At 41.4% G+C, this 26353-nt stretch carries 24 protein-coding genes; 13 read left to right on the top strand and 11 right to left on the bottom strand.

Annotation, left to right across the window (positions count from 1 at the left end; all coding sequences use genetic code 11):
* Positions 1-5: 5 nt before the first annotated feature.
* Complete coding sequence (locus tag ABZP26_RS16120) at positions 6-860, bottom strand: D-hexose-6-phosphate mutarotase (RefSeq protein ID WP_036957016.1); 855 nt, start codon at positions 858-860, stop codon at positions 6-8.
* 415 nt (positions 861-1275) lie between these two features.
* Between ABZP26_RS16120 and ABZP26_RS16125 the strand changes: the two genes are divergently transcribed.
* From ABZP26_RS16125 to ABZP26_RS16160, 8 genes are all read left to right on the top strand, one after another.
* A complete protein-coding gene (locus ABZP26_RS16125) occupies positions 1276-1758 on the top strand; it encodes a MarR family winged helix-turn-helix transcriptional regulator (RefSeq protein WP_016899014.1) in 483 nt (160 codons plus the stop codon).
* A 111-nt stretch (positions 1759-1869) separates the two neighbouring features.
* Complete coding sequence (locus tag ABZP26_RS16130; protein ID WP_368485161.1) at positions 1870-3156, top strand: porin; 1287 nt, start codon at positions 1870-1872, stop codon at positions 3154-3156.
* A gap of 142 nt (positions 3157-3298) precedes the next feature.
* On the top strand, positions 3299-3694 hold the full coding sequence (locus ABZP26_RS16135; protein WP_033103568.1) for a YbaN family protein: 396 nt from the start codon (positions 3299-3301) through the stop codon (positions 3692-3694).
* Positions 3695-3776: 82 nt separating this feature from the next.
* A complete protein-coding gene (locus ABZP26_RS16140) occupies positions 3777-4409 on the top strand; it encodes a PepSY-associated TM helix domain-containing protein (RefSeq protein WP_368485625.1) in 633 nt (210 codons plus the stop codon).
* On the top strand, positions 4409-4918 hold the full coding sequence (locus ABZP26_RS16145) for a DUF2271 domain-containing protein (RefSeq protein ID WP_016899010.1): 510 nt from the start codon (positions 4409-4411) through the stop codon (positions 4916-4918). Before ABZP26_RS16140 ends, ABZP26_RS16145 begins: the two co-directional genes overlap by 1 nt.
* 34 nt (positions 4919-4952) lie before the next feature.
* Positions 4953-5798 (top strand): DUF4198 domain-containing protein, encoded by an 846-nt coding sequence (locus tag ABZP26_RS16150; RefSeq protein ID WP_368485162.1) that lies wholly within the window; start codon positions 4953-4955, stop codon positions 5796-5798.
* 275 nt (positions 5799-6073) lie between these two features.
* Entirely contained in the window at positions 6074-8608 is a 2535-nt protein-coding gene (locus tag ABZP26_RS16155) for a TonB-dependent receptor plug domain-containing protein (RefSeq protein ID WP_368485163.1), read from the top strand.
* 207 nt (positions 8609-8815) lie between these two features.
* On the top strand, positions 8816-9706 hold the full coding sequence (locus ABZP26_RS16160) for a hypothetical protein (RefSeq protein ID WP_024602271.1): 891 nt from the start codon (positions 8816-8818) through the stop codon (positions 9704-9706).
* A 38-nt stretch (positions 9707-9744) separates the two neighbouring features.
* Here ABZP26_RS16160 and ABZP26_RS16165 read toward each other — a convergent pair whose 3' ends face one another.
* The gene (locus ABZP26_RS16165; RefSeq protein ID WP_016899006.1) at positions 9745-10269 is read right to left on the bottom strand and encodes a hypothetical protein; all 525 of its coding nucleotides are present in this window, start codon (positions 10267-10269) and stop codon (positions 9745-9747) included.
* A gap of 303 nt (positions 10270-10572) precedes the next feature.
* On the opposite strand from ABZP26_RS16165, the gene ABZP26_RS16170 reads away from it, so the two are divergent.
* Positions 10573-12468, top strand: coding sequence for a monovalent cation:proton antiporter-2 (CPA2) family protein (locus ABZP26_RS16170; protein WP_290172136.1), 1896 nt, complete (start codon positions 10573-10575; stop codon positions 12466-12468).
* On the opposite strand, the gene ABZP26_RS16175 is transcribed toward ABZP26_RS16170, so the two are convergent.
* From ABZP26_RS16175 to ABZP26_RS16200, 6 genes are all read right to left on the bottom strand, one after another.
* Positions 12443-13171, bottom strand: a complete 729-nt coding sequence (locus ABZP26_RS16175) for a hypothetical protein (protein WP_368485164.1) — start codon at positions 13169-13171, stop codon at positions 12443-12445. The genes ABZP26_RS16170 and ABZP26_RS16175 overlap by 26 nt on opposite strands.
* A gap of 120 nt (positions 13172-13291) precedes the next feature.
* Positions 13292-15088, bottom strand: coding sequence for an alkaline phosphatase (locus ABZP26_RS16180; RefSeq protein ID WP_368485165.1), 1797 nt, complete (start codon positions 15086-15088; stop codon positions 13292-13294).
* A gap of 11 nt (positions 15089-15099) precedes the next feature.
* Entirely contained in the window at positions 15100-16689 is a 1590-nt protein-coding gene (locus ABZP26_RS16185; protein ID WP_368485166.1) for an alkaline phosphatase, read from the bottom strand.
* 186 nt (positions 16690-16875) lie between these two features.
* Positions 16876-18084 (bottom strand): CynX/NimT family MFS transporter, encoded by a 1209-nt coding sequence (locus ABZP26_RS16190; protein ID WP_058155406.1) that lies wholly within the window; start codon positions 18082-18084, stop codon positions 16876-16878.
* A gap of 78 nt (positions 18085-18162) precedes the next feature.
* Positions 18163-18633 (bottom strand): cyanase, encoded by a 471-nt coding sequence (cynS, locus tag ABZP26_RS16195; protein ID WP_016898998.1) that lies wholly within the window; start codon positions 18631-18633, stop codon positions 18163-18165.
* 24 nt (positions 18634-18657) lie between these two features.
* A complete protein-coding gene (locus tag ABZP26_RS16200) occupies positions 18658-19317 on the bottom strand; it encodes a carbonic anhydrase (RefSeq protein WP_033103575.1) in 660 nt (219 codons plus the stop codon).
* Between the two features lie 105 nt (positions 19318-19422).
* On the opposite strand from ABZP26_RS16200, the gene cynR reads away from it, so the two are divergent.
* From cynR to ABZP26_RS16215, 3 genes are all read left to right on the top strand, one after another.
* A complete protein-coding gene (gene cynR, locus ABZP26_RS16205; RefSeq protein ID WP_368485167.1) occupies positions 19423-20316 on the top strand; it encodes a transcriptional regulator CynR in 894 nt (297 codons plus the stop codon).
* A gap of 100 nt (positions 20317-20416) precedes the next feature.
* Complete coding sequence (locus ABZP26_RS16210) at positions 20417-20662, top strand: DUF3297 family protein (RefSeq protein ID WP_008112798.1); 246 nt, start codon at positions 20417-20419, stop codon at positions 20660-20662.
* A gap of 174 nt (positions 20663-20836) precedes the next feature.
* Positions 20837-21739, top strand: a complete 903-nt coding sequence (locus ABZP26_RS16215) for a homocysteine S-methyltransferase family protein (RefSeq protein ID WP_368485168.1) — start codon at positions 20837-20839, stop codon at positions 21737-21739.
* A 44-nt stretch (positions 21740-21783) separates the two neighbouring features.
* Here ABZP26_RS16215 and ABZP26_RS16220 read toward each other — a convergent pair whose 3' ends face one another.
* The 3 genes from ABZP26_RS16220 to ABZP26_RS16230 all read right to left on the bottom strand — a co-directional run bounded on the left by ABZP26_RS16220 (position 21784) and on the right by ABZP26_RS16230 (position 23601).
* Positions 21784-22620: an alpha/beta hydrolase gene (locus tag ABZP26_RS16220; RefSeq protein WP_368485169.1), complete on the bottom strand. Its 837-nt coding sequence runs from the start codon at positions 22618-22620 to the stop codon at positions 21784-21786.
* A 73-nt stretch (positions 22621-22693) separates the two neighbouring features.
* Positions 22694-23110 carry a MerC domain-containing protein gene (locus ABZP26_RS16225; protein ID WP_033103579.1) on the bottom strand — a complete coding sequence of 139 codons (417 nt, stop codon included), beginning with the start codon at positions 23108-23110 and terminating at the stop codon, positions 22694-22696.
* Positions 23110-23601, bottom strand: coding sequence for a Fur family transcriptional regulator (locus ABZP26_RS16230; RefSeq protein WP_368485170.1), 492 nt, complete (start codon positions 23599-23601; stop codon positions 23110-23112). Before ABZP26_RS16230 ends, ABZP26_RS16225 begins: the two co-directional genes overlap by 1 nt.
* Before the next feature lie 330 nt (positions 23602-23931).
* Here ABZP26_RS16230 and ABZP26_RS16235 point away from each other — a divergent pair, with 330 nt between their 5' ends.
* Positions 23932-26343 (top strand): TonB-dependent receptor, encoded by a 2412-nt coding sequence (locus ABZP26_RS16235; protein WP_368485171.1) that lies wholly within the window; start codon positions 23932-23934, stop codon positions 26341-26343.
* The last annotated feature ends 10 nt before the right edge of the window (positions 26344-26353 follow it).

Here is a 26353-nt window from a genome sequence, read left to right on the forward strand (position 1 = left end):
TAGGCTTAGCCAAGCCACTTAATTGTTGTTACTAGGGTATGACTTTGTTTTGGCTCAAGCGTAACCGCATCTTCAAGTACATTCGCAGCCTCTAGGCATAACATGCTTTTATAATCATCATCGGCAAAATTTGATAGTCGCTTTGATTTTTCAATCCATGGATTCCATAACACGCACGAGCGCGAGTTTTCTCTGCTAACGCTGATCATCCCTTGAGGAGTTTCAATGGTTTGCACAGCCGCGGCTTGGGTATAAACCATATCGGTTTCACGGGTAAAACCAACCACATCACTTTGCTGATAAGGCCCTTGGCCAAATTCTATGTATTGCGCTCCTTGCAGCCCTGTTACGCGAGTATTATTAATATCATCAGTTGGAAAGTAAGTATGCAGCGCCTGTGTATAACTAAATGGGGTGTTACCTAAATTACAGGTGGTTAAACGCACCTCTAACTTCTCAGATAAAATAAACTCAACCCTTAAAGAAGATTGATGAGGCCAAAAGGTAGAATCTATCTGCTTCATTGGTAATTTAAGACTAACAGTAATCTCGTTCTCGGTTTCATGCACTTCATCGGCTTGCCATACGTGCGTGCGCGCAAAACCATGTGCTGGAAAGTCTTTATTTTCATGTTGACCAAACCAAGGCCAGCAAATAGGAATACCGCCACGAATGCCCTTCCCTTCGCTAAAGGTTTCATCCCCAGACACCCACAATAGTGGCAATTTACCTTTGGGTGTAAACTCAGTTATTTGCCCACCTTGTAAAAATATCTTCGCCTTACATTGGCGACTATTAATACTAATAAATTCCAAACCGCTATGTGTACGCTCAATACATACTGAGGGTGATAATTGCATTTTATTTCCTTTAACACTGAGACTAATTTTTTAGTACTTAACCTGAGTTCAGGTTACTGTACACAAACAATAATGCATGCTTAAAGCATAAGCTACATAGAATAGTTATTTAAATTGAGTTAGTTACTATATTGTTATGCCACATCAACGGCTCAATTACGACTAAAGTTTTAAACCTGTGGCTTGCGTATCGCTTTTAACTTACGTAAGGTGCGCAGCCTTAGCAAACAGAGTGTTATTAACTTTTAATAAAATAAAGATAATAAATACCATTTTAATTACTGCTCAAATTAATAAAAACCATTAAAAACTAATAATAGCGGCGTTAAATGATATATATCATTTGAATTCAATTTATTTGATGTGTAACATTTCGTGATTACGGCAACTGATTCGCCTTTCATGAGACAAACAAATGCAAAAATATGACGAGTTACTAGTTTCTTTACGCAAGGTGATCCGTGCGATTGACTTACATTCAAAACAACTTAATAAAACAGCGGGTTTAACTGGACCACAACTGCTTATTATGCAAGAAGTGTCTCAAACTGATGGTATTACCGCCAGTCGTATTGCGCAAAACGTCAATTTAAGTCCGGCAACGGTCACAAATATTCTTGACCGAATAGAAAGCAAGAATTTGGTAACACGCGTTCGTAGTCAAATGGACAAACGCCGGGTCAGCTTATACCTTACTGAACAAGGTAAAGAATTACTCGAAAAAGCGCCTCAGCCCTTGCAAGAACACTTTATCGAAAAATTTTCAGCGCTTGCTGAATGGGAACAGAGCCTACTACTTTCATCAATGCAACGTATTGCCGCAATGATGGATGCAGATAAGCTAGATGCCTCTCCTCTTTTAGAAGTAGGCGCACTGTTTCAAACTTCTAAAGAATAAAACGCAGTATAAAAACAATAAACTAAATTAGTCTGCCATTTTCTCCTTTTTCCACACTAAGAGGCGCATCGTTGCGCCTTTATTTTTTTAATCACAATCAAAACGGCTATTATGACTAAACTCTCAAAACTAACACTCGCATTAATTTTAAGTGGTGTTGCTAGCAATTCTTATGCATCAAATCTTCAACCTCTCCAAAGCCAATTAACGCAGTTAAAGCAACAAGTAGATAAACTTGAAAGCAAACTCGCTGAAAAAAAGTCTCAGCAAGTAGAACAAGTTAGTAAACAGTTGCAAGCTACTTCTACAGACACTGCACAGCAAGAAAAGCAATCACCTGGAATAAAGGTAGGAGGTGCTATTCGCGCTAACTACGGTATAAACTCTTACGATGAAGACAATGAAGATCGCGGTGGTGACTTTGATTTTGATATTTTCCGGTTAAATGTCTCTGGCGAAATTAATGATATTTCAGTCAATGGTGAAATACGCTTTTACGATTATATGACTGTCGTAAAGTACGCTTACTTAGGGTACGAATTTATTGATGGCTGGGAAGCTCAGGCAGGCATAACAGCCGTGCCGTTTGGTAACGATCCTTATAATTCTCACAGCTACTTTTTTAGCACTAACTACTATGTGGGCCTAGAAGATGATTTTGATTTAGGTGTGGTTGCTAAGCGTAAACTTAAAGACAACTGGACACTTGATTTAGGCTTTTTCAAAAATGATGAACTGGGTGGAGTTGATGGCTCAGCATCAGACAAAAATCATCGTTACTCTTATGATATTGTTGGTAGTCGTCCTGCAGATGAAGGCATCTATGCTGAACCAGCAAAACAGCTTGGTGAATACAACACCTTTGCTGGTCGCGCTACTTATCAGCTTGAGCATAGTAAAAATATCACCACTGACATCGGGGTATCGTTACTCAGTGGCGGACTTCACGACGGTGAAGACCGCGCTGGTAATTACAGTGCTTGGGCTGTTCACTTAAACAGCAACATTAATAACTGGAATATTCAATTGCAACACGGTGAATATGACTACGACTTAGACGATGGTAATAACCGCTTTGCGGTGGGTGCTTTTGACTATTATGACAGTGTATCGAGCCAAGCCACAATGACCAACTTTAATATTGCCTATGACTACGCACTAGAATGGGGCCCAGTTACCAACCTGCAGTTTTATAACGACTATGGGATCATCTACAACAAGTCAGATAATAGCGCCAATACTTGGATGAATGTAACCGGTATGAGCATTACTGCTGGCGGATTCTTTAGTTATGTTGATTTCGTACAAGCCCGCAATCAACCCTTTATTGGCGGTACCATTATTGGTGATGGCGATACCGAGCGCCGTTTTAATATTAATTTAGGCTATTACTTTTAATAGGTAGTGCAATCAGGAAATTCTTTTCCTTTGCTAACCCTAAATGGCTTAGTTAATAACATGCAACTAAGCCATTTTCTCTTCATTTTACCTTTTAATTAGCTTACCCTTTTACCGTTTAATTAATTAAAAAAGAGCTAAAGTGAGCATAAAAAACGTTTTTATTTATTATAAAAATTTCGGCTTTAAATTGCTGGGGCTACTGTGTGTATTACTGGGCATTATTGGTGTTGCCCTACCGGTTATGCCAACCACGCCGTTTTTAATTTTAGCCTTAGCCTGTTTTGCTCGCTCATCCGCAGCGCTTGAGTCTTGGCTATTAAACCACCCTCGCTTTGGCACAACATTACAACATTGGCGCGCCCATCAAGTGGTTCCTGTAAAGGCAAAGTATGCTGCGGGTATAGGTATGCTAATAGGCTTTATATTTTTATTATACAACAGCCCTCCAGCTTGGATTATTGCCCTAGTAGCGGTTGTTGAAGTGCTGGTTATGGCTTACTTAATTTCTAAGCCCTCAGCTCCTCCTAAAAAATAAAGTGTAAAGTTTGGTAAATAAATTTGTAACAGCTAATGCAAATCATTATCATCCGTATAAATTAAATAACCCAGCTCCTTTTATGCCCTTTGTTAATAAACGCACTTTATATAGTACAAGTCGTACTCTACATATCTATATTTCCACCGCTTTGTTTTTTTTACTTATTCTATTTTGTGTAAGCGGTATAGTGCTAAACCATGTTGACTGGTTAAAAAACGATAAAAACAATGGCCAAATTACGGTCCAAATCCCCCAAGATCTGCTTACTCAAGCAAATACACAATTAAATAGCCTGCCTGCTATTTATCCCCAAATAGAAGCTTATTTAGCCAAACACTATGGGCTTAATAAAGTGAAAAGCATTGAATGGGAAAAGCAAGATTCACTGGTTATGCTCGACTACCCATTACCAGCAGGCTATGCCTATGCAGAGTTTGATTTTATCAGTGGCGAAATGTTGCTCGATTATCAAACCGGTGGTTTTTTAAGTGTTATCAGCGATTTACACAAAGGTCGTCACTCAGGAGAAGTATGGAGCTGGGTTATTGATATATCAGCGGTGCTGATGATTCTATTTGCCATCACCGGCATGATTATTTTATTTCAAAACAGAAAAAAACGCTTAGCAGGAATATGGATAACCGTATTAGGAATCGCAACACCATTGGTTATTTATTTATGCTGGGTTCCACAAATTAAAGGAGTGTTTTAATGTTCAAGTTTAAATCTTTAATTAGCACCGTATTGCTGTTAATTGCCGTGTGTTTTCACACTTCGGTGGCAGCGCAATCACCCCAATTAGAAATCGAATTAACTTTACCTGAGTTAGATGTGCAGCCCTATCATCGACCTTATGTTGCTGTTTGGCTCGAAACACCAGAGCGTAAACATGTCACAACTTTAGCGCTTTGGGTACAAAAAGCGGAATGGTTTAAAGACCTACGCCAATGGTGGCGTAAAGCAGGTAAAAGTGATGCAAACTTCGATGGGGTTAGTAGCGCAACCAAACGCGCAGGCACTTATACCATTAATTGGGACGGAAACGATCTTAATGGCAAATCAGTTATCGCAGGAAAATACCTGTTAAATGTTGAAGTTGTTCGTGAAGAAGGCGGGCGTGATTACAGCCGTATTGAGCTTGATTTAACCCAATCAGGAAAAATAACCATTGATGGCAAAAACGAATTTTCAACCAGCTTTGTCACTGTATCCGCTAGGTAGTCCCTACTTATCATTCAAATTTAAAGGAAAAATAATGAACGTTAATTTATTAAAAACAGCACTCATTGGCGCACTGAGTTTATCAGCGCTGGTATCAACAGCTGCAAGTGCACATGGCCGCTGGTTACTACCTTCGCATACCTCGCTATCAGGGGATAAAGCCCATTATGTAATGATTGATGCGAGTATTTCTAACGAAATTTTTGCACCTGATAAAGCATTTCGTCCAAGCACAAAAGGCGCTGAATACGACGATACTCTGCTTATGGCACTTGCCCCAAATGGCGAGCAAGTTACCGATACCATTCGTGCCTATTACCTACAACGCAAAAGCTCTGCTGCAGTAAAACTTCAGCAACAAGGCACCTATCATATTGCGATGACGCAAAAACCTATGTACATGACATTCTACAAAAATACAGCAGGTGAGCGAAACCGTGTATTCGCCAAAAAAGCAGATGCCAATCTACCTAAAGACGCCAGCGACATCACTACAATTAAAACCATCTCTACTGTTGATACCTTTGTTAGTCATAATGGTACCTCTAAACCGGCACTATTAGGTCAAGGCTTAGAGCTAAGCGGCCCAACCCATCCAAACGATCTATTTGTTGGTGAGCAAGCACGCTTTCAACTACTAAGCGATGGAAAGCCGGTTGGCGAAGGGATTGAAATAAGTATTTTAAAAGGTGATACACGTTACCGTAACGAACGTGGTGAAATAAAAGTAACGACCGACAAAAACGGCATGTTTAGCACAACGTGGAAAGAGCCAGGCCTATACCTAATCGAAACCTCTCAAAAAGTGACAGTAAACGAAAAAGGTGTAGACGCCAGCCGCTATGTATTATTTACCACCCTTGAAATAGCACCTGAATAACTTTTTAATTCCCTACAGGCCACATTAATCGTTTGGCCTGTAGCTTCTTTATAATTAAACCCCTTTAGCAAAGCTTTAAACCAAGTTAGTCATTTTCGCTGCCTAAATAAGCATAATCCTATATTTTAGCCTCCTTGTCTGTTCCTATTTCAATCTATTATTCCGATCACTTATTTTTATGAAAATAGTTGAATAACTTAGTCAATTTAGATCTTTGCGATGCATTAGCCGCTTATATATGATGCGCCCTTTTCAAAATCTTCAAGGCACGCTCAATGACTTTTCAGCATTTATTAGCTAATAAAAAATTAGCACTTAGCTTGGCTATTACCACCGCACTTAGCGCCTCTTTTTCAGCTGCTAATGCGGCTGAGCAAACTAACCAAGTCGAAGAAAATATCGAAGTAATTTCAGTAACAGGCACGCGCCGCAGTTTGCGTAGTATTGCGCAAAGTACTGTGCCTGTAGATATTATTAGCAGTGACAATATGGCAAGTACGGGGCAACTTGAAATTAGCCAAGTGCTCGCTAACCAAGTCCCGAGCTTTAACTACCCAAGTGCCACACTCTCTGATGGCACCGATCATGCTCGCCCAGCGGTTTTAAGAGGCCTTGCACCCGATCACACCTTAGTCCTTATTAACGGTAAGCGTCGCCACTCTGGTGCGTTATTAAACTTAGGGGGCACGGTTGGTCGCGGCTCTACCGCGGTTGATTTAAACATGATCCCAACCTCTGCAATTAAGCGTGTTGAAGTACTGCGCGATGGGGCTGCAGCACAATATGGCTCTGACGCCATTGCGGGAGTAATCAATATTGTTTTAAAAGATGCCACCGAAGGCGGCAGTGTTAGCGTAACTTATGGCCAATACGACAGCCAAATGGCCGGTGTACCGCAACTAAATAGCACTTATGCGGATGATAACGGCAACCTTGCATTTAATTTAGGCGACGATCGTCACGTTAACGACGGTAGTACCCGCACAATTAGCGCAAACTCAGGTTTTTCATTAACAGACAATGGTTTTGTAAATGTATCAATTGAATACCGTGATAACGACTCAACTCAACGCTCTGGTTTTGATCCACGCGAACAATACAACCGCCTAGATGATGGCAGCCTAGACCCACGCGAATTTACAATTGATCGCTACAATCACCGTTTTGGTAAAGCAGCGTTGGAAGACTACGCTTTGTTTTACAATATGGGATACGATTTAGAGAATGGCTTTAATGTTTATTCGTTTGGTAGCTATTCAGAGCGTGAAGGTAACTCGGGCGGATTTTACCGTCGTGCAAAAGACAGCCGCAATGTTTTAGAGCTATACCCTAATGGCTTTTTGCCACAAATTGCTACCAACGTAAAAGATTACTCGCTGGCACTTGGTTTACAAGGCGATAGTGGCGACTGGACTTGGGATGTAAGCACCAACTACGGCCGAAATGACTTTGGTTTAGGGGTTGTAAATAGCCTCAATACTTCGTTAGGTACTAATAGCCAAACTGAGTTTGATAACGGCGCCATGGTTTACGATCAATTTTTAGTTAATTTTGATGCCAATACCAGCGTTGATTTTGGTCTACCCGATGATGTGTTTTTCACTATTGGTGCTGAATACCGCCGTGAAAGCTATAAAATAGAGCAAGGCGAAGAAGCCTCTTATATTACTGCGCTTGATAACAACGGTAACCCAATTGCTGCTGGCGGTGCGCAAGTGCTTCCTGGGTTTGGGCCGCAAAGCGCAACCAATGAAAGTCGTCATAATGTTGCTGTATTTGCTGAACTTGATACTTACTTAACTGATAAATGGAATGTTGTTTTAGCCAGTCGCTATGAAGATTACAGCGATTTTGGTAACACATTTACTTCAAAATTAGCCACGCGTTACAGTATTAACGACAACCTATCGTTACGTGGTGCGGCAAGTACTGGCTTTCGTGCGCCGTCACTTGCACAAAGCTCGTACCGTCAAATATCGACTATTCTCGAAAATAACCAGCCTTTTGAAGTTGGCCTATTTCCAAGCTCTGCTCCTGCAGCGCAAGCGTTAGGTGCAAAACAGCTCGATGCAGAAGACTCAGTTAACGTTACCGCTGGATTTGTTTACACTCAAGGTGGCTTTAGCTTAACAGTTGATGCGTACCGCATTGATATTGATGACCGGATTGTACTCTCTGAAAACTTAAGCGGTGACGCTGTGCAGCAAATTCTAGCGAATGCTGGCGAGCTAAATACCGAAAGTGTTCGTTACTTTACCAACGCCATCAATTCGCGCACGCAAGGTGTTGATATTGTGGCAACGTACACACTTGATTTAAATACATTGGGTGATGTGCGCTTAAATGCGGCGGCAAACATTAACGATACCGAAGTGACTCATGTAGATGCAAACCCAAGTGAGCTAAATTCTTTAGACGATGACTACGTGGTATTTGCCCGTCGTGAAGTAGGCCGTTTTGAGCAAGGCACACCCGATAACAAACTAAACCTCTCGGCTGTTTGGAGCTTTAACCAATGGCAAACAACCTTGCGTGCAACTCGCTATGGGGAAGTGGCAGATATTTCAACCACCAGCGAGGGTGATGAATATTTAGATGCTAAATGGATTGCTGATTTAGAAGTCGCTTATCGTCCTAACGAAGCGTGGAAGTTTGCAGTGGGTGCAAATAACTTGTTCGATCAGTACCCTCAAGCAACGGTAGATAATATTGGCTACTCTAACTTTGGCCAAATATTTCCGTACACGCCTTACACACCCTACAGTTTAGATGGGCGCTTTTTATACGGTAACATTACTTACAATTTTTAAGTAAAATGCTCATTAACAATAGAGTAATTACAAAAGGATGCAGTGTGCATCCTTTTTATTAACATTTAGTATTTTTAACCATATTTTGGCATTTTAACTTTTTAATTACTGCTGCCACCTCATATAAAACAACAACTTACATTTCGGCCTCAATTTTGCTCTATACTTTGTATATTAACTAAAATAATCAATATCAAAGGACTAAACATGAGCGCATCAACTCTATTCAACTTCACTAAGCCCGTTTCATTAATTAGTGGCATTTTATTACTCAGCGGTTGTGTATTTCACATATCGCCCAGTGTCGCATCAGTTAAACAAACCCAGCAGCTTTCACTACCAAGCAATAACCTTGAGTACTTAACGATATTAAGTGGTGCCGGTTCGCTCGATATTCAGGGCTCTAATACTGCAACCAATATTAGCGTTGATGCCATCATTTACACCGCCGACATTGACGATGAATACGAACTCACCCTTGAGAAAAGCGGTACACAAGCAAAACTTGTTGCACAAAATAAAAGTAATAATGGGATTAGCTTTTACAGCGGGCAATCACCAAGTATCAATTTAGTTGTTACCGTACCTAACACCCTAAATTTAGATATTAACGACGGCTCAGGCGATATTGTTATTAACGAGATGCAAAGCAATATTGATGTAAAAGATGGTTCTGGCAGCTTATCTATCAATAGTGCTAAAAACCTAAATATTGATGATGGCTCGGGCAGTATTTACGTAAAAAATGTGGTCGGCGACTTAGTATTAAATGACGGCTCAGGCAGCATTGATATTGATAATGTCAGTGGTAATGTCGCTATTGAAGATGGCTCGGGCGAAATGCAAGTGACTAACGTAACAGGCGTATTAAATGTTGAAGATGGCTCGGGCGGCATAACTATTAAACATATTAAAGGCGCAGTCACCGTAGACGATAACTCAGGAGATATGTTGATTGAACATATTGGCTCAAGCGTGACGATTGAAGATGGCTCTGGCGATATTCGCGTTAATTACGCTAAAGGGCTAACAATTACAGAAGCAGGCTCTGGCGATGTTAGTATCGATAATATCTCTGGTTCAGTAAAGCTAGACTAATAATCTAATCTTACTTTTAAATCATATAAAACGGTCAATTAATTGACCGTTTTTGGTTTTGTATAATCAATGGTGTGGTCACAACTGCCATCGTTTTCACAATCATTTATTCCATCGCCATCGCTATCCCAGCTTGGGTGCATAGTTTTTACAGGCACGGCTACACCTGCATGTTTAATGATGGTTAACTTATAATCACTTGTTTCACCACGTCTCGCTGCATTACGCATTAAATAAACTCGCACAATATAATCTCCATCTGTGCTGAGTTGATATTTAGCTTCATGCCCTTCTATTGAGCCAATAAATACGGCTTCATTACTGTCTAAGGGCAAAATATTAAAGTAGTTACTTAAATTTGAAGGAGTCAGAGTCACATTCAGGATATCACCTGCTTTTGCACTAACTAAATAGTCATTAAATTCATCACCAGTAATTTGCTGTTCAAGCTCAGCTCGCTGTGGTTCAAACTCAACCTTGTACTGTTGAGCTTGCACCGTTTGTGTAAATACCGCAGCAAACACAGTGGTCAGCATAATTTTTAAAAGCAGCTTAATACTCATTTTAGTTCCTATAAAAAACATATTATTAAATTTAATGGTACACAATAAAGTAATACCAATTCGCTTAATTAAGTGAGCTATTTTGAGGGAAGGCAATCGTGTCGATAGCAAGGTAAAACTTTGTTATTTAGTTGTTCTAAAAGAGAAGTTTTTAACGCAACTAACATCTGGTTTACCCGTTCAAAATGATTAAATAGTATTGCGGATTAGTATGCGTTAATAATGTTTCTTTCACAATTAACTCAAACTTAATTTATAGTAGTATCAAAATATAAATAACTCCTAACCTCAAGAGAGCACCCCATGCTAGAAATTGCTTTAATTTATTTAGCCGCCGCCATTGTGGCTGTTCCTATTGCCAAACGACTTGGCTTAGGATCAGTACTGGGTTATTTAATTGCTGGCATTTTGATAGGCCCATATGCATTAGGAGTCGTAGGGGATCAAACCGATGTAATGCATTTTGCCGAATTTGGCGTAGTGATGATGCTATTTTTGGTCGGACTTGAACTACAACCCTCACGACTATGGAAGCTTCGGCACTCTATTTTAGGGCTTGGTGGCTTACAGGTGGTGCTAACTGCGGCGGTTATTTTTGCCTTTTGTTATTGGTTTTTTACCATGCATTGGCAAACCGCATTGGCCATTGGTTTAATGCTGGCACTTTCTTCTACCGCGATTGTATTGCAAAGCCTCGAAGAAAAAGGCTGGTTAAAGCAAGAAGCTGGGCAAAATGCATTTTCGGTTTTATTATTTCAAGATATTGCCATTATTCCTATTTTAGCGCTACTCCCCTTACTCGCGTTTGCTGCACCAAGTAGCTCAAAACAAATTAGCGATTCAATCATTGCAGGCTGGCCTGTTTGGCAACAAGTAGGCGTTTCTGTAGCTGTTATTGCCGCTATTATTGCCGGCGGTAAATATGTTTCTGCGCCACTGTTTAGATACATCGCACAAACTCACATGCGTGAAATATTCACTATTTTTGCATTGTTTTTAGTCGTGGCTATTTCGCTTGTAATGCACAGTATTGGCCTATCACCTGCTTTAGGTACTTTTTTAGCCGGTGTAGTATTGGCCGAAAGTGAATTTAGACACGAATTAGAAGCCGACATAGAGCCCTTTAAAGGCCTATTGCTAGGACTATTTTTTATCACTGTAGGGGCTTCAATTAATTTTGAGCTATTATTTAATCAATTTAGTACCGTGGTTGCTTTAGTTGCCTTATTAATTGTCATTAAAGCCTGCATTTTGTTTGCCCTTGCTGTCACATTTAAAATTAGCTCAAAGCAAAAACTATTGTTTACATTGGCACTAGCACAAGGTGGTGAATTTGCTTTTGTACTTTTAAGCGTGACCACCACATTAAGTATTTTAACCCCAGAACAAACCAGTCTAGTGACCTTAGTGGTTGCGGTATCTATGTTGATAGCTCCTTTATTACTGATGCTGTATGAGCAAATACAAAAACGCAGTAGTAGCACTAAGCCTGAGTTTGATAAACCAGAACAAATAAATACCGCTAAACATGTAATTATTGCGGGCTATGGCCGCTTTGGGCAAATTATGGGACGTTTATTACATGCACAAGGCTACGAAATTACCGTACTTGATCACAGCCCAAGCCAAATAGAACTGCTGCGCCGCTTTGGTAACACCGTATTTTACGGTGATGCTGCTCGCCAGGAACTGCTTGAAGCCGCAGGCGCGCATACAGCACAAATGCTGGTTGTTGCAATTGATAACCCAGATAAAACCATTGAAATTATTAAGCTGGCACATAAAAACTACCCACAATTAAAAATAGTGGCGCGCGCAATCGATCGTCGCCATGCGTATCAACTACTGAATCTAAAAGTGGATGCGTTTAACCGCGAAACCGTCGACTCAGCCATTAACTTAGCCATAGAATCACTGCAGCTACTTGGCAATAGCAAAGAAGACGCTGAGCGTGCTGGTAAATTATTTAGGGATCATGACCGTGCATCTGTGTTACAACTTTCTGAGCTTTGGGGAGATGATGCCAGCTACGGCGTTGCAGTACGCCAACGTATGGAAGATTTAAAACAGGTATTACAGCAAGATAAGCAAGCACAGCAAAATTTAAATACCTGTGATGCCAACGATTATGAAAATGGCTTAACAGAAGACTCTGCTAAGCCCAAAAAACGACCTAATGATGATGTCCACCTTGAATAGCCTCACCATGAGGATTATAAAAACCGGTGGCGCCGTGCTCTATAAAACCTAGGTTAATCATTTTTGCTAAAAATGGGTCGCTTTCGTTATCGCCAATGTCGGCATAGTCGGTGGTTTGAAAGTTATCCCATTTTGCAAACTGAGCCTTAATAGCTGGTGTGTCATTTTGCACCGCGTCTAAGCTGAGTGACGTGCTTGCTTTATTCGCTAGGTTACTAATACTAAATGTTTTTACCAGTTTTGAATGGGTAAAAAATGCCAAGTTATACTGAGAGTTATTTTCTTCTAAGCTGTAATTTTTTATTTCGTTGCAGCCTTCGCCTTCGGTGCTCACTAATGTCATTTTTTCAATAAGATGATTATCTACCAGCTGTACTTTTGCACTCCAGTTTTGCACTCCTTGCACCTCTGAGGGCTGATATTCAATACCGCGCTGCTGCGCATTAAAATAACGAATAGGCCGTATTTGATTGTTGCTCGTATGCTGCCAAAGCTCTGTTATAACTTGGCTTTGGTGCGCCACTTGTTGCTCATTTCGCCAAAGGGTGAGAGTTTGGCTGTTTGCCTTATTATTTTTAAGCGTTTGTGGAGTCTTATTAATAATAGTGTAAGTGGCTTTTAATACCTGTGGATTTATATCGCACTGCTCAGCAAAGCTGCTTGCGCTAAACAATGCGCTCATTATTAAAAATACTTTTTTCATTGGGCTATCTCTTTAGTTAATCGCTTTTAGCTTAATTGCCTTTAACATAACCAAAAATAATGGCAGTTTAATGACATAAAAAAACCCGCACAGTGTGCGGGTTGTTTTATATCGCAAGGTTTATTGCGCTACTTTTTCATCCGCGGCTTTTACAAAGTCAGCGGCAAAGTCCATAACATGGAATAAAAAGCTTTGCTCATTAGTACCTGTTACTAAATGCGCCCCAGGGCCTATTGCATACACACCTACATCTTCGCCTGCGTGAGTTTCTGATGATAGTGGCACAAGTGCCTCTTGGTGAAAACCTGGCGTTGTAGTATCAACATTACTTAAATCAACACGCCCTGTAACGGGTGCTGCTAAGTAAGATGCATCAGCATCGGTTTCTGCACCTAGGTCTCTGTAGCCTAAACCATTAGTGTAACCAACTGTAGTATAAGGCATATCGTCGGCAGCAAGGCTGGGCTCTGTTTGCCCTACACCAACCACTTTACCTAAAATTGGGTTACCGCGTTTAGGGTAGCCCGCAATGGTAAATACGTGACTGTGATCGGCTGTTACTACAATTAGCGTCTCTTCTGGGTTGGTGTTTTCCATCGCTACTTTTACTGCTTTAGCCAGCTCTACAGTATCGTTCAGTGCGTTGTATGCATTACCCGCATGATGCGCGTGGTCAATACGTCCCGACTCAACCGTTAAGAAAAAGCCTTTATCGTTGTTATCAAGCACATCAATCGCTTTTTCGGTCATTTGTGATAATGAAGGCTCGCCTGCAATATCATTGCCACGGTCGGCTTCGTACTGCATGTGAGATTCATTAAATAAACCAAATACACGCTCAGTTGTGGTTGCATCAATAGCAGCAAAACCCGCTTGATCCATCACATAAACACCATTTGGATATTGCGTTTTCCACTCTGCGGTTAAGTCGCGATTATCTGTACGATCGCCCTCTACAGCACTAACAGCATCAGCTGAGTTAAACGCGGCATCTTTTGGTAAAAAATGACGACGCCCGCCACCCATAACCACTTCAATTCCGTCTACATCAATACCACTAAAACGTGCTTCTAGGTTCTTTTCAAAGTTAACCAGCTGTGAGGCAATATCTTCACAATTAGCTGACTCAGAAGCAGGCATATCTGAAATATCTTCCCAGTTACGGTCTGCCGATTTAGCGTAGGTTGCCGCAGGTGTTGCATGGGTAATACGTGCAGTAGAAACAATACCCGTAGACTTACCGGCAATCTCAGCCAGTTCTAATGATGTAACAAGCTCATGTCCTTTGCCTGATGCACAACTACCACGTTCAACCGCTTCGTCTATACCAATTACACCCACATCGGTTTTTACACCTGAGGCCATTGCCGTCATTGTACCGGCAGAATCTGGCGTTTGTGCATCCACGTTATAGGTTTTTACAAACCCAGAGTACGGCATGGTTTCAAAGCTTAATTGGTGATCTTCACCCATTTCACCCTGTAATTGCCCCGCTAAAATACGGGCAGCTGTCACAGTAGAAATACCCATTCCATCGCCAACAAACAAGATCACATTTTTAGCTTTACCCGATTCAGTTACCACTTTACTTGCAGCATCTTGCGCGCCGGCGAGCTTAGTTTGTGCATCACTAAACCATACGTTATTGCTAAGAGACGCCAGCTGCTCACTCGTTAATGAGGTGGCTGGGTCGTTACAGACTAAGTTAGTGTGCGTTACTTCGTTGCTCTCTAATTGCCCGTTTGTATTGGTATCAACACCGCTTTGTGTTTCTACGCCGCCATTGATACATTGCGCAGATCCCACTGCAATTGGGAGATCGACCGCTAAAATATTATTGCTGTTTTTGTCGTCATCACTCGAACACCCCGTTAATGCGACCATTACTGCTAAAGAAAGTACTGTTAATTTATTCATGTGAGCCGCCATTATTGCTGAGTTAGTTCAAGAGCTTGATTAATTAAATGAAATACAACGTTTTGCTCAATAACACCTTGAGCTAGGTGAGCACCCGGTCCGGTTGCATGCAGTGAAATATCTTCACCTGCGTGTGTTTCAGAGCTCAGTGGTACCGTGGTTTCTTGGTGAAAACCTGGCGTTGTTGTATCAACACCATTTAGCTCAACACGTCCTGCAACCGCAGCTGTTTCATAGCTTGCGTCTGCATCCGTTTCATCGATTAAGTTTCTAAAACCGAGGCCATTTGCATAACCTACTGTGGTGTATGGCATGTTATCAGCAGCTAGCGTTGGTGTAGTTTGCCCTACAGCAACCACCTTACCTAAAATTGGGTTACCACGTTTAGGGTAACCTGCAATAGTAAATACATGGCTGTGATCAGCTGTAACTAAAATAAGGGTTTCTTCTGGATTGGTGTTATCAACGGCAGCTTGTACTGCTTTTGCAAATTCAATGGTGTCATTAAGTGCATTATATGCGTTACCCGCATGGTGAGCATGGTCAATACGCCCCGACTCAACCGTTAAGAAAAACCCTTTTTCGTTTTTACCCAGTACATCAATGGCTTTGGTGGTCATCTCGGTAAGTGAAGGCTCGCCTGCTATATCGTTGGCACGGTCAGCTTCGTATTGCATGTGCGATTCATTAAATAAACCAAATACTTTAGTGGCGTCATCGGCAATGCTATTAAAACCGGCTTCATCCATCACATAAGTGCCATTTGGATACTGTGTTTGCCACTCAGTAACAAGGTTACGCTCATCGGTACGATCGCCTTCTACGGCGCTCATAGCGTCAGTAGAATTAGCCGCGGCCTCTTTTGGTAAAAAGTGACGACGGCCGCCACCCATCACAAAATCTAAGCCATCAACATCGGTTCCGACAAAGCGTGCTTCTAGGTTTTTTTCAAAATTAACCAGCTGTGAGGCAATATCTTCACAGCCAGCATTAACAGCCTCTTCGGGCATGTCTGAGATATCTTCCCAGTTGCGATCAGCCGATTTAGCATAGGTTGCCGCAGGCGTTGCATGGGTAATGCGGGCAGTAGAGATAATTCCTGTTGCTAGGCCTTTAATTTCAGCAAGCTCAGTGGCTGTAAGTAACTCATTACCAGCCACCGTTGAGCACTCACCGCGCTCAATATCTTCATCAACACCAATAACACCCACATCGGTTTTTACACCTGAGATCATGGCCGTCATGGTGCCTGCAGAGTCTGGCGTTTGTGCATCCACATTATAGGTTTTAACTTGCGCAGAGTAAGGGAACTGCTCAAAGCTTAAATAGCCTTCTTCGCCAAGCTGATTATTGCGTTGACCTTGTAAAATACGCGCTGCCGTTAAGGTAGAAATACCCATGCCATCGCCTACAAATAAAATAACATTTTTAGCTTTAGTGTTTTTAATTGCCTGCGCTTGCGTTGTTTTTGTTGTTAGTTTTGCTTGGGCAGCGCTGTACCAGCTGCTGTCTTTTTGACTTTGCGGTAAAACATTGGCATGACTAACGGCACTAAACGCACAGGTTAGTGCGATTGCCGCAGCAACTTTTTTAATTTTCATCCGTAATTCCCATTATGTAGTGGTTATTTTTAAAAGTGTGAACACAAAAAACATCAACCGCTGTACTCTAAAAAAGAGATATGACTAATAAAGGTAATTTTGATGAAGAAAAAATGACGGTGGCAATAAAACGCAGAAAAAGTGAAAGGGGATGGGATTTAAAAAAGCTTAAATCCCATTAAAAAGTTAATGGGTAATATTTATAGCCTTTGCATACGTTGCAGGAGCAAATCGGATTGTCATAAACAGCATTGCAATTAGCGTTATCACCAACATAAACCAAGATGCTTGATAGCGTGCAGTAACATCGAGTAAAACACCTGCTATATAAGGCACGATAGCGGTAATAATAAAGCCAACACCTTGGACAAACGCAGTGAGTACACCTGCCAATTTTGGATTAGACAAGTGATCGAGCGCCACGGTGAGTGTTAGCGAAAAACAAGCACCTAAACCACACCCTATCATCCCCACCCAAACGTTCATCATAGAATCGGGCATCAATATTAATCCTATAAAACCTATTAGCTGAATCGCAACAGCAAAAAATAACCAAGGTCGCCTGTCTAAGCGGTGTGCTGAAAGTACCGGTGCACCCAATGCACCAATTACCTGAAAAACAGTCATAACGCCAATAAGCTCCCCACTATTTTGTGCACTCCATCCTAAATCCTGAGCGTAACTAGGTAACCAAGCAATCATGCACGCGTAACCGCCATTAGCGAGTCCAAAATAGGCAGCAAGTAACCATGCTCGCTGGTTAAAAAATAAATTAAGCTTAATACTGTTATGCTTTGCGTCCATCGGCTCCTGCGGCCTTAACCACCAAAGCAACAGAGCAATAACAGGAATAATAAGCCACACTCCAAGCCCTGCTTGCCAACTGCCATAGTGCACCGCCACCCGCGGCGTTAATATTGCAGCTATACCACCGCCTGCCATAAGTGAGGCAGAATATACCCCCATAGCTAAAGGAACTCGCTGTGGATACCAACGTTTAACCACTCCTGGAGCCATCGCTTGCACTATTGCAATGCCTGTACCGCCTAATAGCGCACTGATTATTAACGCCCAACCACTGCCAAGCCACAAACGCCAAAAACCAGCTAATGCAATTGCAAACAATCCACCAGCAATCCACGCATTTTCACTTAAATAACGCCCAAGCCAAGGAAGTAATAATGGAAACACACCCATACAAAACATAGGGAGTACAGTTAACAAAGACGCCCCTTGTAAACCAAGCCCAGTGCTTAAACGAATTTCTTCAAGTAATGGGCCGGTAGAGGTAAGCGTGGGTCGTAAGGTCATTGCGAGCACAGCAATAATTAACATTGGCCAAAAAAGCGAAAGTGCCGATGCATAAGAAGAAGTAGAAGTGCTGTGATTACTCATCAATAAAAACCATCCTTAATAACCAAAAAAAGCCGGCGCTTAGCGCCGACTGTTTATTTACAAAATATTATAAAGCGTTTAGAAAGGCTTGTAAGGTAAGAACTTACCATCAAGCGTAATTACAGCACGTGAGCCACCTTCAGGATCTTCAACTTTTTTCATATCTACTTTAAAGTTAATTGCACTAATAATACCGTCGCCAAACTGCTCATGAACTAATGCCTTAAACGTTGTACCGTATACTTGCATCATTTCATAAAAACGGTAAATAGTCGGATCGGTTGGCATATTGTTTTCGACACTACCGCGTAGTGGAATAGCTTTAAGTAACTCAACCGCACTTGCATCAAGGCCCAGCGTTTGTGCCACTTTTTCAGCGACCTCTGCAGGCAATGGGTGCTGGCCTAATAAAGCCGCCGTCACGTAAACGTCGCTTAAACCTGTGCCCTCTGCAATTTGTTCAAACGACAGATTTTTTTCTGCTTTTGCAGCAATAATTATATCGGTTAATGCTAGGCGCGCCGTGTTGCTCACTTGAGATTGGATCATAATAGTACCTCTTACAATGGTTGGTTAAACAGCTACAGGAAGCTGAATTGGATATGCACGAACATCGGTATGTTCGGCAAGGGAAACAAACGTATTCGTTGCGCCATTTAAAGCTTCAATGCCGCCAGATTCGATATCATAAACCCAGCCATGTAATGCCAAGCGACCTTCGCCAAGCGCAAGACGCACCGATGGGTGAGTTTTAATGTTTTCTAGTTGTGCAATCACATTTTCGCGTACCATAGCTTCAATGCGATCACGTTCATTTGCGTGATTGCGCGCTTCATTAACAATACGAGCTGAGTCTGCATAGCGCAGCCAACTGCCAACAGCAGGCATGTGATCCATGCACTTACAGGTTGCTATTGCCGTCATTGCTCCGCAATCAGAATGGCCGCAAATAACCACATCGGTTACTTGCAGTGCAGTAACTGCATATTCAACTGATGCAGAAACCCCGCCAGGCTCAGGCCCATAAGATGGGACGATGTTTCCGGCATTGCGAATAACAAATAATCCACCAGGTTCACGTTGTGTTACGAGCTCAGGCACTAAACGACTGTCAGAACATGAAATAAACAAAGTCCGTGGATTTTGCTTAGTAGCCAAATTTTTAAATAAATCGGCACGCTCTGGGTATGCATCACTTTGAAACTTTAAAAAACCTTCAATGATATCTTTCATAACGGGTGTCTCTATATTGTCGATGAGATGAATATTACGCCCGCTTTTTAATAAGGTAAAAGACTGGTATATTATGATACCGATAAGAAATACTTATAGTTAGCTATGATACTTCGCCACATCAATTACTTTTTGGCCGTTGCCAAACACAAAAACTTTACCAAAGCAGCAGCATCCTTATATGTGTCTCAACCTGCGTTGTCGCAACAAATTAAACAGCTTGAAGAAACCCTCGGTGCACCTTTATTTGACCGCTCAGGGCGCAGCGTAAAATTAACTGATGCAGGTGAGGTATATGCTCGTTATGCACACAGAGCCTTGCAGGATTTAGAAGAAGGTAAGCGGGCGATTCATGATGTACAAAACCTCAGCCGGGGGTCATTGCGAGTGACTATTACGCCGACGTTTACTACTTATTTTATTGGGCCATTAGTCAACGCATTTCATCAGCACTACCCCAACATCACCTTAAGCATGGAAGAAATGTCGCAAGAACGCATGGAAAATCGTTTGTTAGATGATGAGTTTGATGTAGGTATAGCCTTTGAAGGCAACCATAGTGCAGACATACACGCCCAAACTTTATTACAAGAGACACTCGCTTTAGTAGTAAATAAACACCATGCTTTAGCTAGCAAACACCGTATTGACCTGAGCACTTTAAATGAACAATCACTGGTGCTGCTCAGTAATGAGTTTGCAACTCGCGAACAAATTGAACGTCATTGTCGCCAACACAAGGTGCAGCCTAATGTACTTATGGAAGCCAATTCACTCAGTGCCGTTATTGAAATAGTGCGCCATACACAACTAGCTACTTTGCTTCCCTCTAACATAGCGAGTAAACACGAAGAGTTAGTTGCCATTACTCTTGCACCTTCATTATTAAAACGTACCGCTGTGTTATTACAGCGACAAGATGCTTACCAAAGTGCCGCAACAGCCGCTTTTATAGAGCTGGCTCACAGCACCGCTGAGGCAATAAGCTCAAACATATAACGATAAAACTAAAAGCCGCTCAGTTTATGAATGTCGTGCTTGAGCATAAGCCAGCTATTGCCTACAATAGCGCATAATTAATTCAACGCAGATCACCAATATGACTGATACAAACAAACCAGAATTACCAAATCAACTGTCTATCAACCCACGTAGCAAATTTTATGTAGAAGAAGTATTTGAGCATGAAATCGGTATTACACTTAACGGTAAAGAGCGTTTTGACGTTGAAGAATACTGCATCAGCGAAGGTTGGATTAAAGTAGCAGCGCCTAAAGCGCTAGACCGTCGTGGTCAGCCATTACTTATGAAAGTAAAAGGCACTGTAGAAGCCTTTTATAAGTAAGCTAAGCCTTATTAAAACAAAGCGACACCTTTGGGTAGTCGCTTTTTTTGTGCCTTTTAAAAACAGCTTTAACATGTTGAACTTTTTTCATACTCAACCTGATGAAGTTTCATTATGAATTTTCAAAAAGTATGTTTGAATAGCTTTAATTATTTAGACGTATAGAAGTCCATTATGAGCAAGTTAATAATATTAGATGGCGGTATGGGGCGTGAACTTAAACGCATGGGCGCGCCATTTTCACAGCCACTTTGGAGTGCACAAGCTTTAATAGAAGCACCACAATGCGTAACTCAAGCGCATCAAGCTTTTATAAATGCGGGGGCTGAAATAATTACCGTTAACAGCTATGCCTGTGTACCTTTTCACTTAGGTGAAACGCTTTACCAAGCACAAGGTGCTGCGCTTGCTGAGCAGGCAGCGGTTATTGCAAAAAAGGTGGCTCAAAACGCAAAGCAAACGGTACTCGTTGCCGGCTCACTGCCTCCTGCCTTTAGCTCGTATCGTGCTGATTTTTTCCAAAGTGATCGCGCATTTACTATTTTAAATACCCTGTATAAAGCACAAGACGAATATGTCGATGTTTGGATTGGTGAAACCATATCAAACATTGAAGAAGCGCGGGTTATGGCAAGGGTGCTTAAGAATTCAAACAAACCATGTTATTACGCATTTACCTTAAATGATGAAGTAAGCGAACAAGCGACATTGCGCTCTGGTGAATTAGTATCCGACGCTATCTTAGCATTACTCGAACATAATATAGCGGGCATATTCTTTAACTGCTCTATCCCTGAGGTTATTGAACAAGCGCTACGCGACACTAATCGCGTACTAAAACAGCAGAATAAAAATGTTGATTTAGGAGCCTTTGCGAATGGCTTTACCCCTATTGCCAGCGATTATAAAGCCAATGAAGGCTCGCAAGGTTACCGCGACTTATCACCCGCTGAGTATGTAGCGTTTGCAAAGCAATGGCATAGCCTAGGCGCAACAATTATTGGCGGCTGCTGTGGTATTGGCCCCGAATTCATAGCAGCGCTGGTAAAGTGGAAAAGCGATATTGAAGCGCTTTAATATCATTTATTTAATTACAAAAGTATCGAGAATCCCTTTCGAGCTTATTGACTGGTTCCCAATACCCAATCGAGCCCTTGTATTGCTGTGGTTGGGAATGCGGTTGCATGCTGCGCTCCCTCAATAACAACACTTTTTAATTTTATATTATCACTATTAAGCGCGTTAATTTTTTGCACAAGTTGCGCTGCGCCTTCAACCATATTTTGCCCTTCACCAAAGGCTCGAGTTTCCTTTGCCCCAACAGATACATAAACCTTTATTGGCATTTGGGGCTTATTCACTTTTAACGCTAGCAGTGCATTGTTATCAAACCAAACTGACGGGCTGCCAATAATATAATTGCTAAATAAATCAGGTGCTATAAATAAAATAGTCGCGCCAAATAAGCCGCCTAGCGAGTTACCTATATACGTTCTTTGCGTATTGCTTGCTCGGTAATTTTTTTCGATAAAAGTAAATACTGTGCTTTGCAAAAACGTAACGTGCCCTTTGGCATTACCCGTTTGCTTCTTCCAATTTTGAGCCTGAGTCGGTGTGTAATCCCTAATTCGACTATTAGATCCTCTCGAGTCTTTTTCATAGCCAATCGCCACAATAATAGCCTGTTGCATTTTGCCGCTATTCATAGGAAACCGTGTAGCCCCTGCCACTATAGGAAACGTGTACGGCGCATCGGTTAAGTAAATAACTGGATATGTTTTATTAGGCTCCTTTGCATATGACTTAGGTAGCTGAATAAAAGTAGGGTACACCCGCTTGGTAGCAGGATCGGTGAGTTCAATAACACTGCTTCTAGGGATTTCGTAAGGGGTATTTGCGCTTAATTTAAAACAGATGAAAACACAAAGTAACAGCAAAAGCTTTAAAGCAGTATTCACTAAATTAGTTTACCTAAAAAACGATATTTATAATTACAATGCCACATAGTCGCTATGTTTAACACTGGCAGTGTTAAACAAGTTGGTCTGATTTATCACCTGAACAGCGGCATTTTTCGTTATTTTTTTTAAAACACTGTTGGTAGTTAAACCAATGGGCTAATGCGATAAAAGCGGAGCCAATTAAAGTGAGTGCTTTTTCGGCCTCTTCTTGACCTAGCAATACTGCAATTATCAAAAAAGCTAAACCAACAACTCCACACGCCATATAACGTGTACGTTTGTGCTTTTTACAGCCTAAGCTCAAAGCTAATAAGCTTGTTGGTAATACTGCAGCAAGAACCCATAAGTGAAACTGTTCACCATTTATTTGTAGTACAGCAAAGCTTGGCAACAGCGCTAAAATAACCGGTGTTGCAAAACAATGCACCGTGCACATTAACGAAAGCCCAATGGCAAACTTGTCTGCTGTCGTTTGAGTCAGCTTCATTATTTATCCTTCTTTTTAATTGTGTTAGCGGTACTTTGCTGGCACCCAAAACAAACACCTGAGATTTCTAATTGCGAAGTTGCTGGCGTAAACCCTTTCATTTTCAGTTCCCTAAACAAAGATTTAACCGAATTGTTAAGGTCATTCACCTCACTTGCTTTATTACAAGAGCTACAAATTAAAAACATCGATAGTTGATGCTCTCTATCAGCATTAACGTGACTGCACGGTATAAACTTATTTTCTAACTTTAATCTATGTACCAGACCTACCGACTCTAAAAAACCTAATATCCGATAAACGGACATTGCCAAAATCGGTGTATTTATTTGCTTATTAAATTGATCTGTTAACTCATAAGCAGACAAAGGTTTATTTGCTTTCAATAGAATTTCAAATACCTGCTGACGTTTTGGCGTTAATTTTTTTTCAAAGGCTTCACATCTTTTTATCGCAAAACCCATCATCTCTTTAAATTGCTGCTTATTCATATTACCCACTCTAATGTAGTGGGCTGATGTTTTAACTTTGCCATCCTTGTTGCTCAATGCCTCCGCTGTGGTTTTACCTAAAAATTTATTAACTAGAGCTAAATAAATGTAACAACTAACTTTTGCTTTACAGCAAACAGATCCCCCACGAACAACACCTAAACAATGACAGAAACACTTAAAGCACTGAATTTAAATAAATTTAATTTAAATTATGTAGATGAAGCAGCCAAATTATATATCCTGAGTGATTTTTAGTTAATTAACTATTGATACAATATAACATTTCAAGCACAATTGATACAATATAACATTCGCAAAGGAATTCAAATGACACGAAAATCTCAATTAGCTTTGTTTATAGCAGCCCTACTACCAACAAATGCGCTTGCAAATACCATCGAAGGTGTTGTTCTAAACAACCAAGGTAAAGTTGTGACCAACGCAACTGTAGAAGTTGAAGGCTCAGATATAACAGCAGTAACAGATGCAAGCGGTAAGTTCGTAATAACTGATTTAAAAAGTGGTTTAAAAGAACTTCATATTACCGCCCCTGGTTATGCCCATCTGCATCGAGATATCACATTTAGTGATGATAAAAGCCAATCAATTACCTTTAACTTAGAACGTTCACCCATTGAAGTAATTGATATTGAAGCGACGCCTATTCACATGTCGGCAATGGAATCCGCGTCTCCCGTTAGCGTGTTATCTGGCGAACAATTAAGACGGCAGCAAGCTGCAACCCTTGGCGATAGCCTTGAAAAACTCCCGGGGGTTAATACTAACTTTCATGCAAAAGTAGCCAGTACACCTATTATTCGTGGCTTAAGTGGGCCGCGTGTTCTAATTACTCAAAATGGTCTTGATGTCAGTGATGTTTCGCGCGTTGGCCCTGATCACTCCGTTGCATCAGAGGCATCAACCGCAAAACAAATCGAAGTATTACGTGGCCCTGCCACATTATTTTATGGCAGCGGCGCCATTGGTGGTGTGGTTAATGTAGTTGATAATCGGGTGCCTACCGACAGCACAACTCGCGGCGAATGGAACCTTGAGCACAACTCTGTTGATAATCAAAAAGTAGCCTCGTTTAACGCCACTACAGGAACTGATTCTTTTGCATTTTATGCCGACGCCTTTTGGCGTGAAGCCGATGACTATGAAATACCCGTGGCCGCTGAATTAGCCCATGATGACCATAACCATGAAGAACATAGTGGCGATTACACCGTTGCAAATAGTAATGAAGAGTCTGACGGCTTTACCTTAGGTACTAGCTATCTATTTGACCAAGGTTTTGTAGGTATAGCTATTGAGCAATTTAATCGTCAATACGGCATTCCAGGCCACACCCATGGTGGCGAAGATGTTAATAGCGCTGAGGAAAGCGTATATGCCGACTTAGAGCAAACTAAAGTGCAGTTGCTAGGTGAATATAACCTTGATAACAAATGGCTTAATAGAGTAAACCTGCGCGCAGGTTTTACAGATTACAAACATGCTGAAATTGAACATGGCGCAGTGGGTACCACGTTTGAAAATGAAACCAATGAGTTACGCGTAGACTTAATGCATAACCCGTTTGCGCAGTGGAATGGTGGTTTGAGCTTTCATTACAAACACAGTGATGTTGAAGCGCAAGGCTCTGAGGCCTTCACACCACCGTCACAAACACAAAGCTTTGCTATAGCACTGATGGAAGAAAAACACTTTGGTGACTTTTTAGTGCAATTAGGTGGCCGAGTTGAACGGGTAACCATCGATGCTGATAACGTGTTACTACCTAACATTGATGCACACGCACACAATGACACAGGTGTTCATGACGATCATGCTCATGAAGAACATGCCGGCAATACTCGCGTATTTGACGTAGAACAAGAATTCACTCCTGTAAGTTTATCAACAGGTGTCGTGTGGGATTTTGCACCTAGTTACAACTTGGGTTTATCGGTATCTCGTTCTGAGCGCGCTCCTTCGGTGTCTGAGCTATTATCATTCGGCCCTCACATTGGAACTGGTACTTATGAAGTAGGCGCACTATTTGATATTCATGAAGACGGACATTTTGGTTTATCTGAGCAAGCGCTTGACCTAGAAACAGCAAACAATATTGATTTAACGTTTCGTAAAACCCAAGGTGATATCGGTTTCATTCTTAATGCTTTCTACAACCAAGTCGACAATTATTATTACCAAATCGACACAGGCCTATACGCCGAAAGCGGCCACGACCATGGTGATGAGCATAATCATGACCACGGTGACGAGCATGATCACTCATCTGAACTCCCAGTTTATTTATTTAAAACAGATGACGTAATTTTGCATGGCTTTGAAGCCCAATTTGCATGGCAGTTAACCGATGAGTTTAAAGTTGATTTATTCTCAGATTACGTTCGCGCCCGCCTTAAAGACGGTGGCGATTTACCACGCACACCACCGCTACGTTTTGGTACTGAGTTTAGCTACCAAACAAATAAGCTGAGTGCGCACCTTCACGTAACTCGTTATCAAGAACAAGACCGTACCGCGCCAGAAGAAACAACCACAAACGGCTACACAATACTTGATGCCAGCGTTTCATATGACTTATCAGTGCTAAATCAAGATGTGTCTGTGTACCTACGAGGCACTAACTTAACAGACACAGAAGCGCGCGTGCATAGCTCATTTTTAAAGAATATAGCGCCACGTCCAGGTCGTAGCTTTGCACTAGGTATTCGCGGTTACTTTTAAGCACTAAAAA

The sequence above is a fragment of the Pseudoalteromonas sp. SD03 genome, assembly GCF_040937955.1.
Classification (GTDB): Bacteria; Pseudomonadota; Gammaproteobacteria; order Enterobacterales; family Alteromonadaceae; genus Pseudoalteromonas; species Pseudoalteromonas tetraodonis.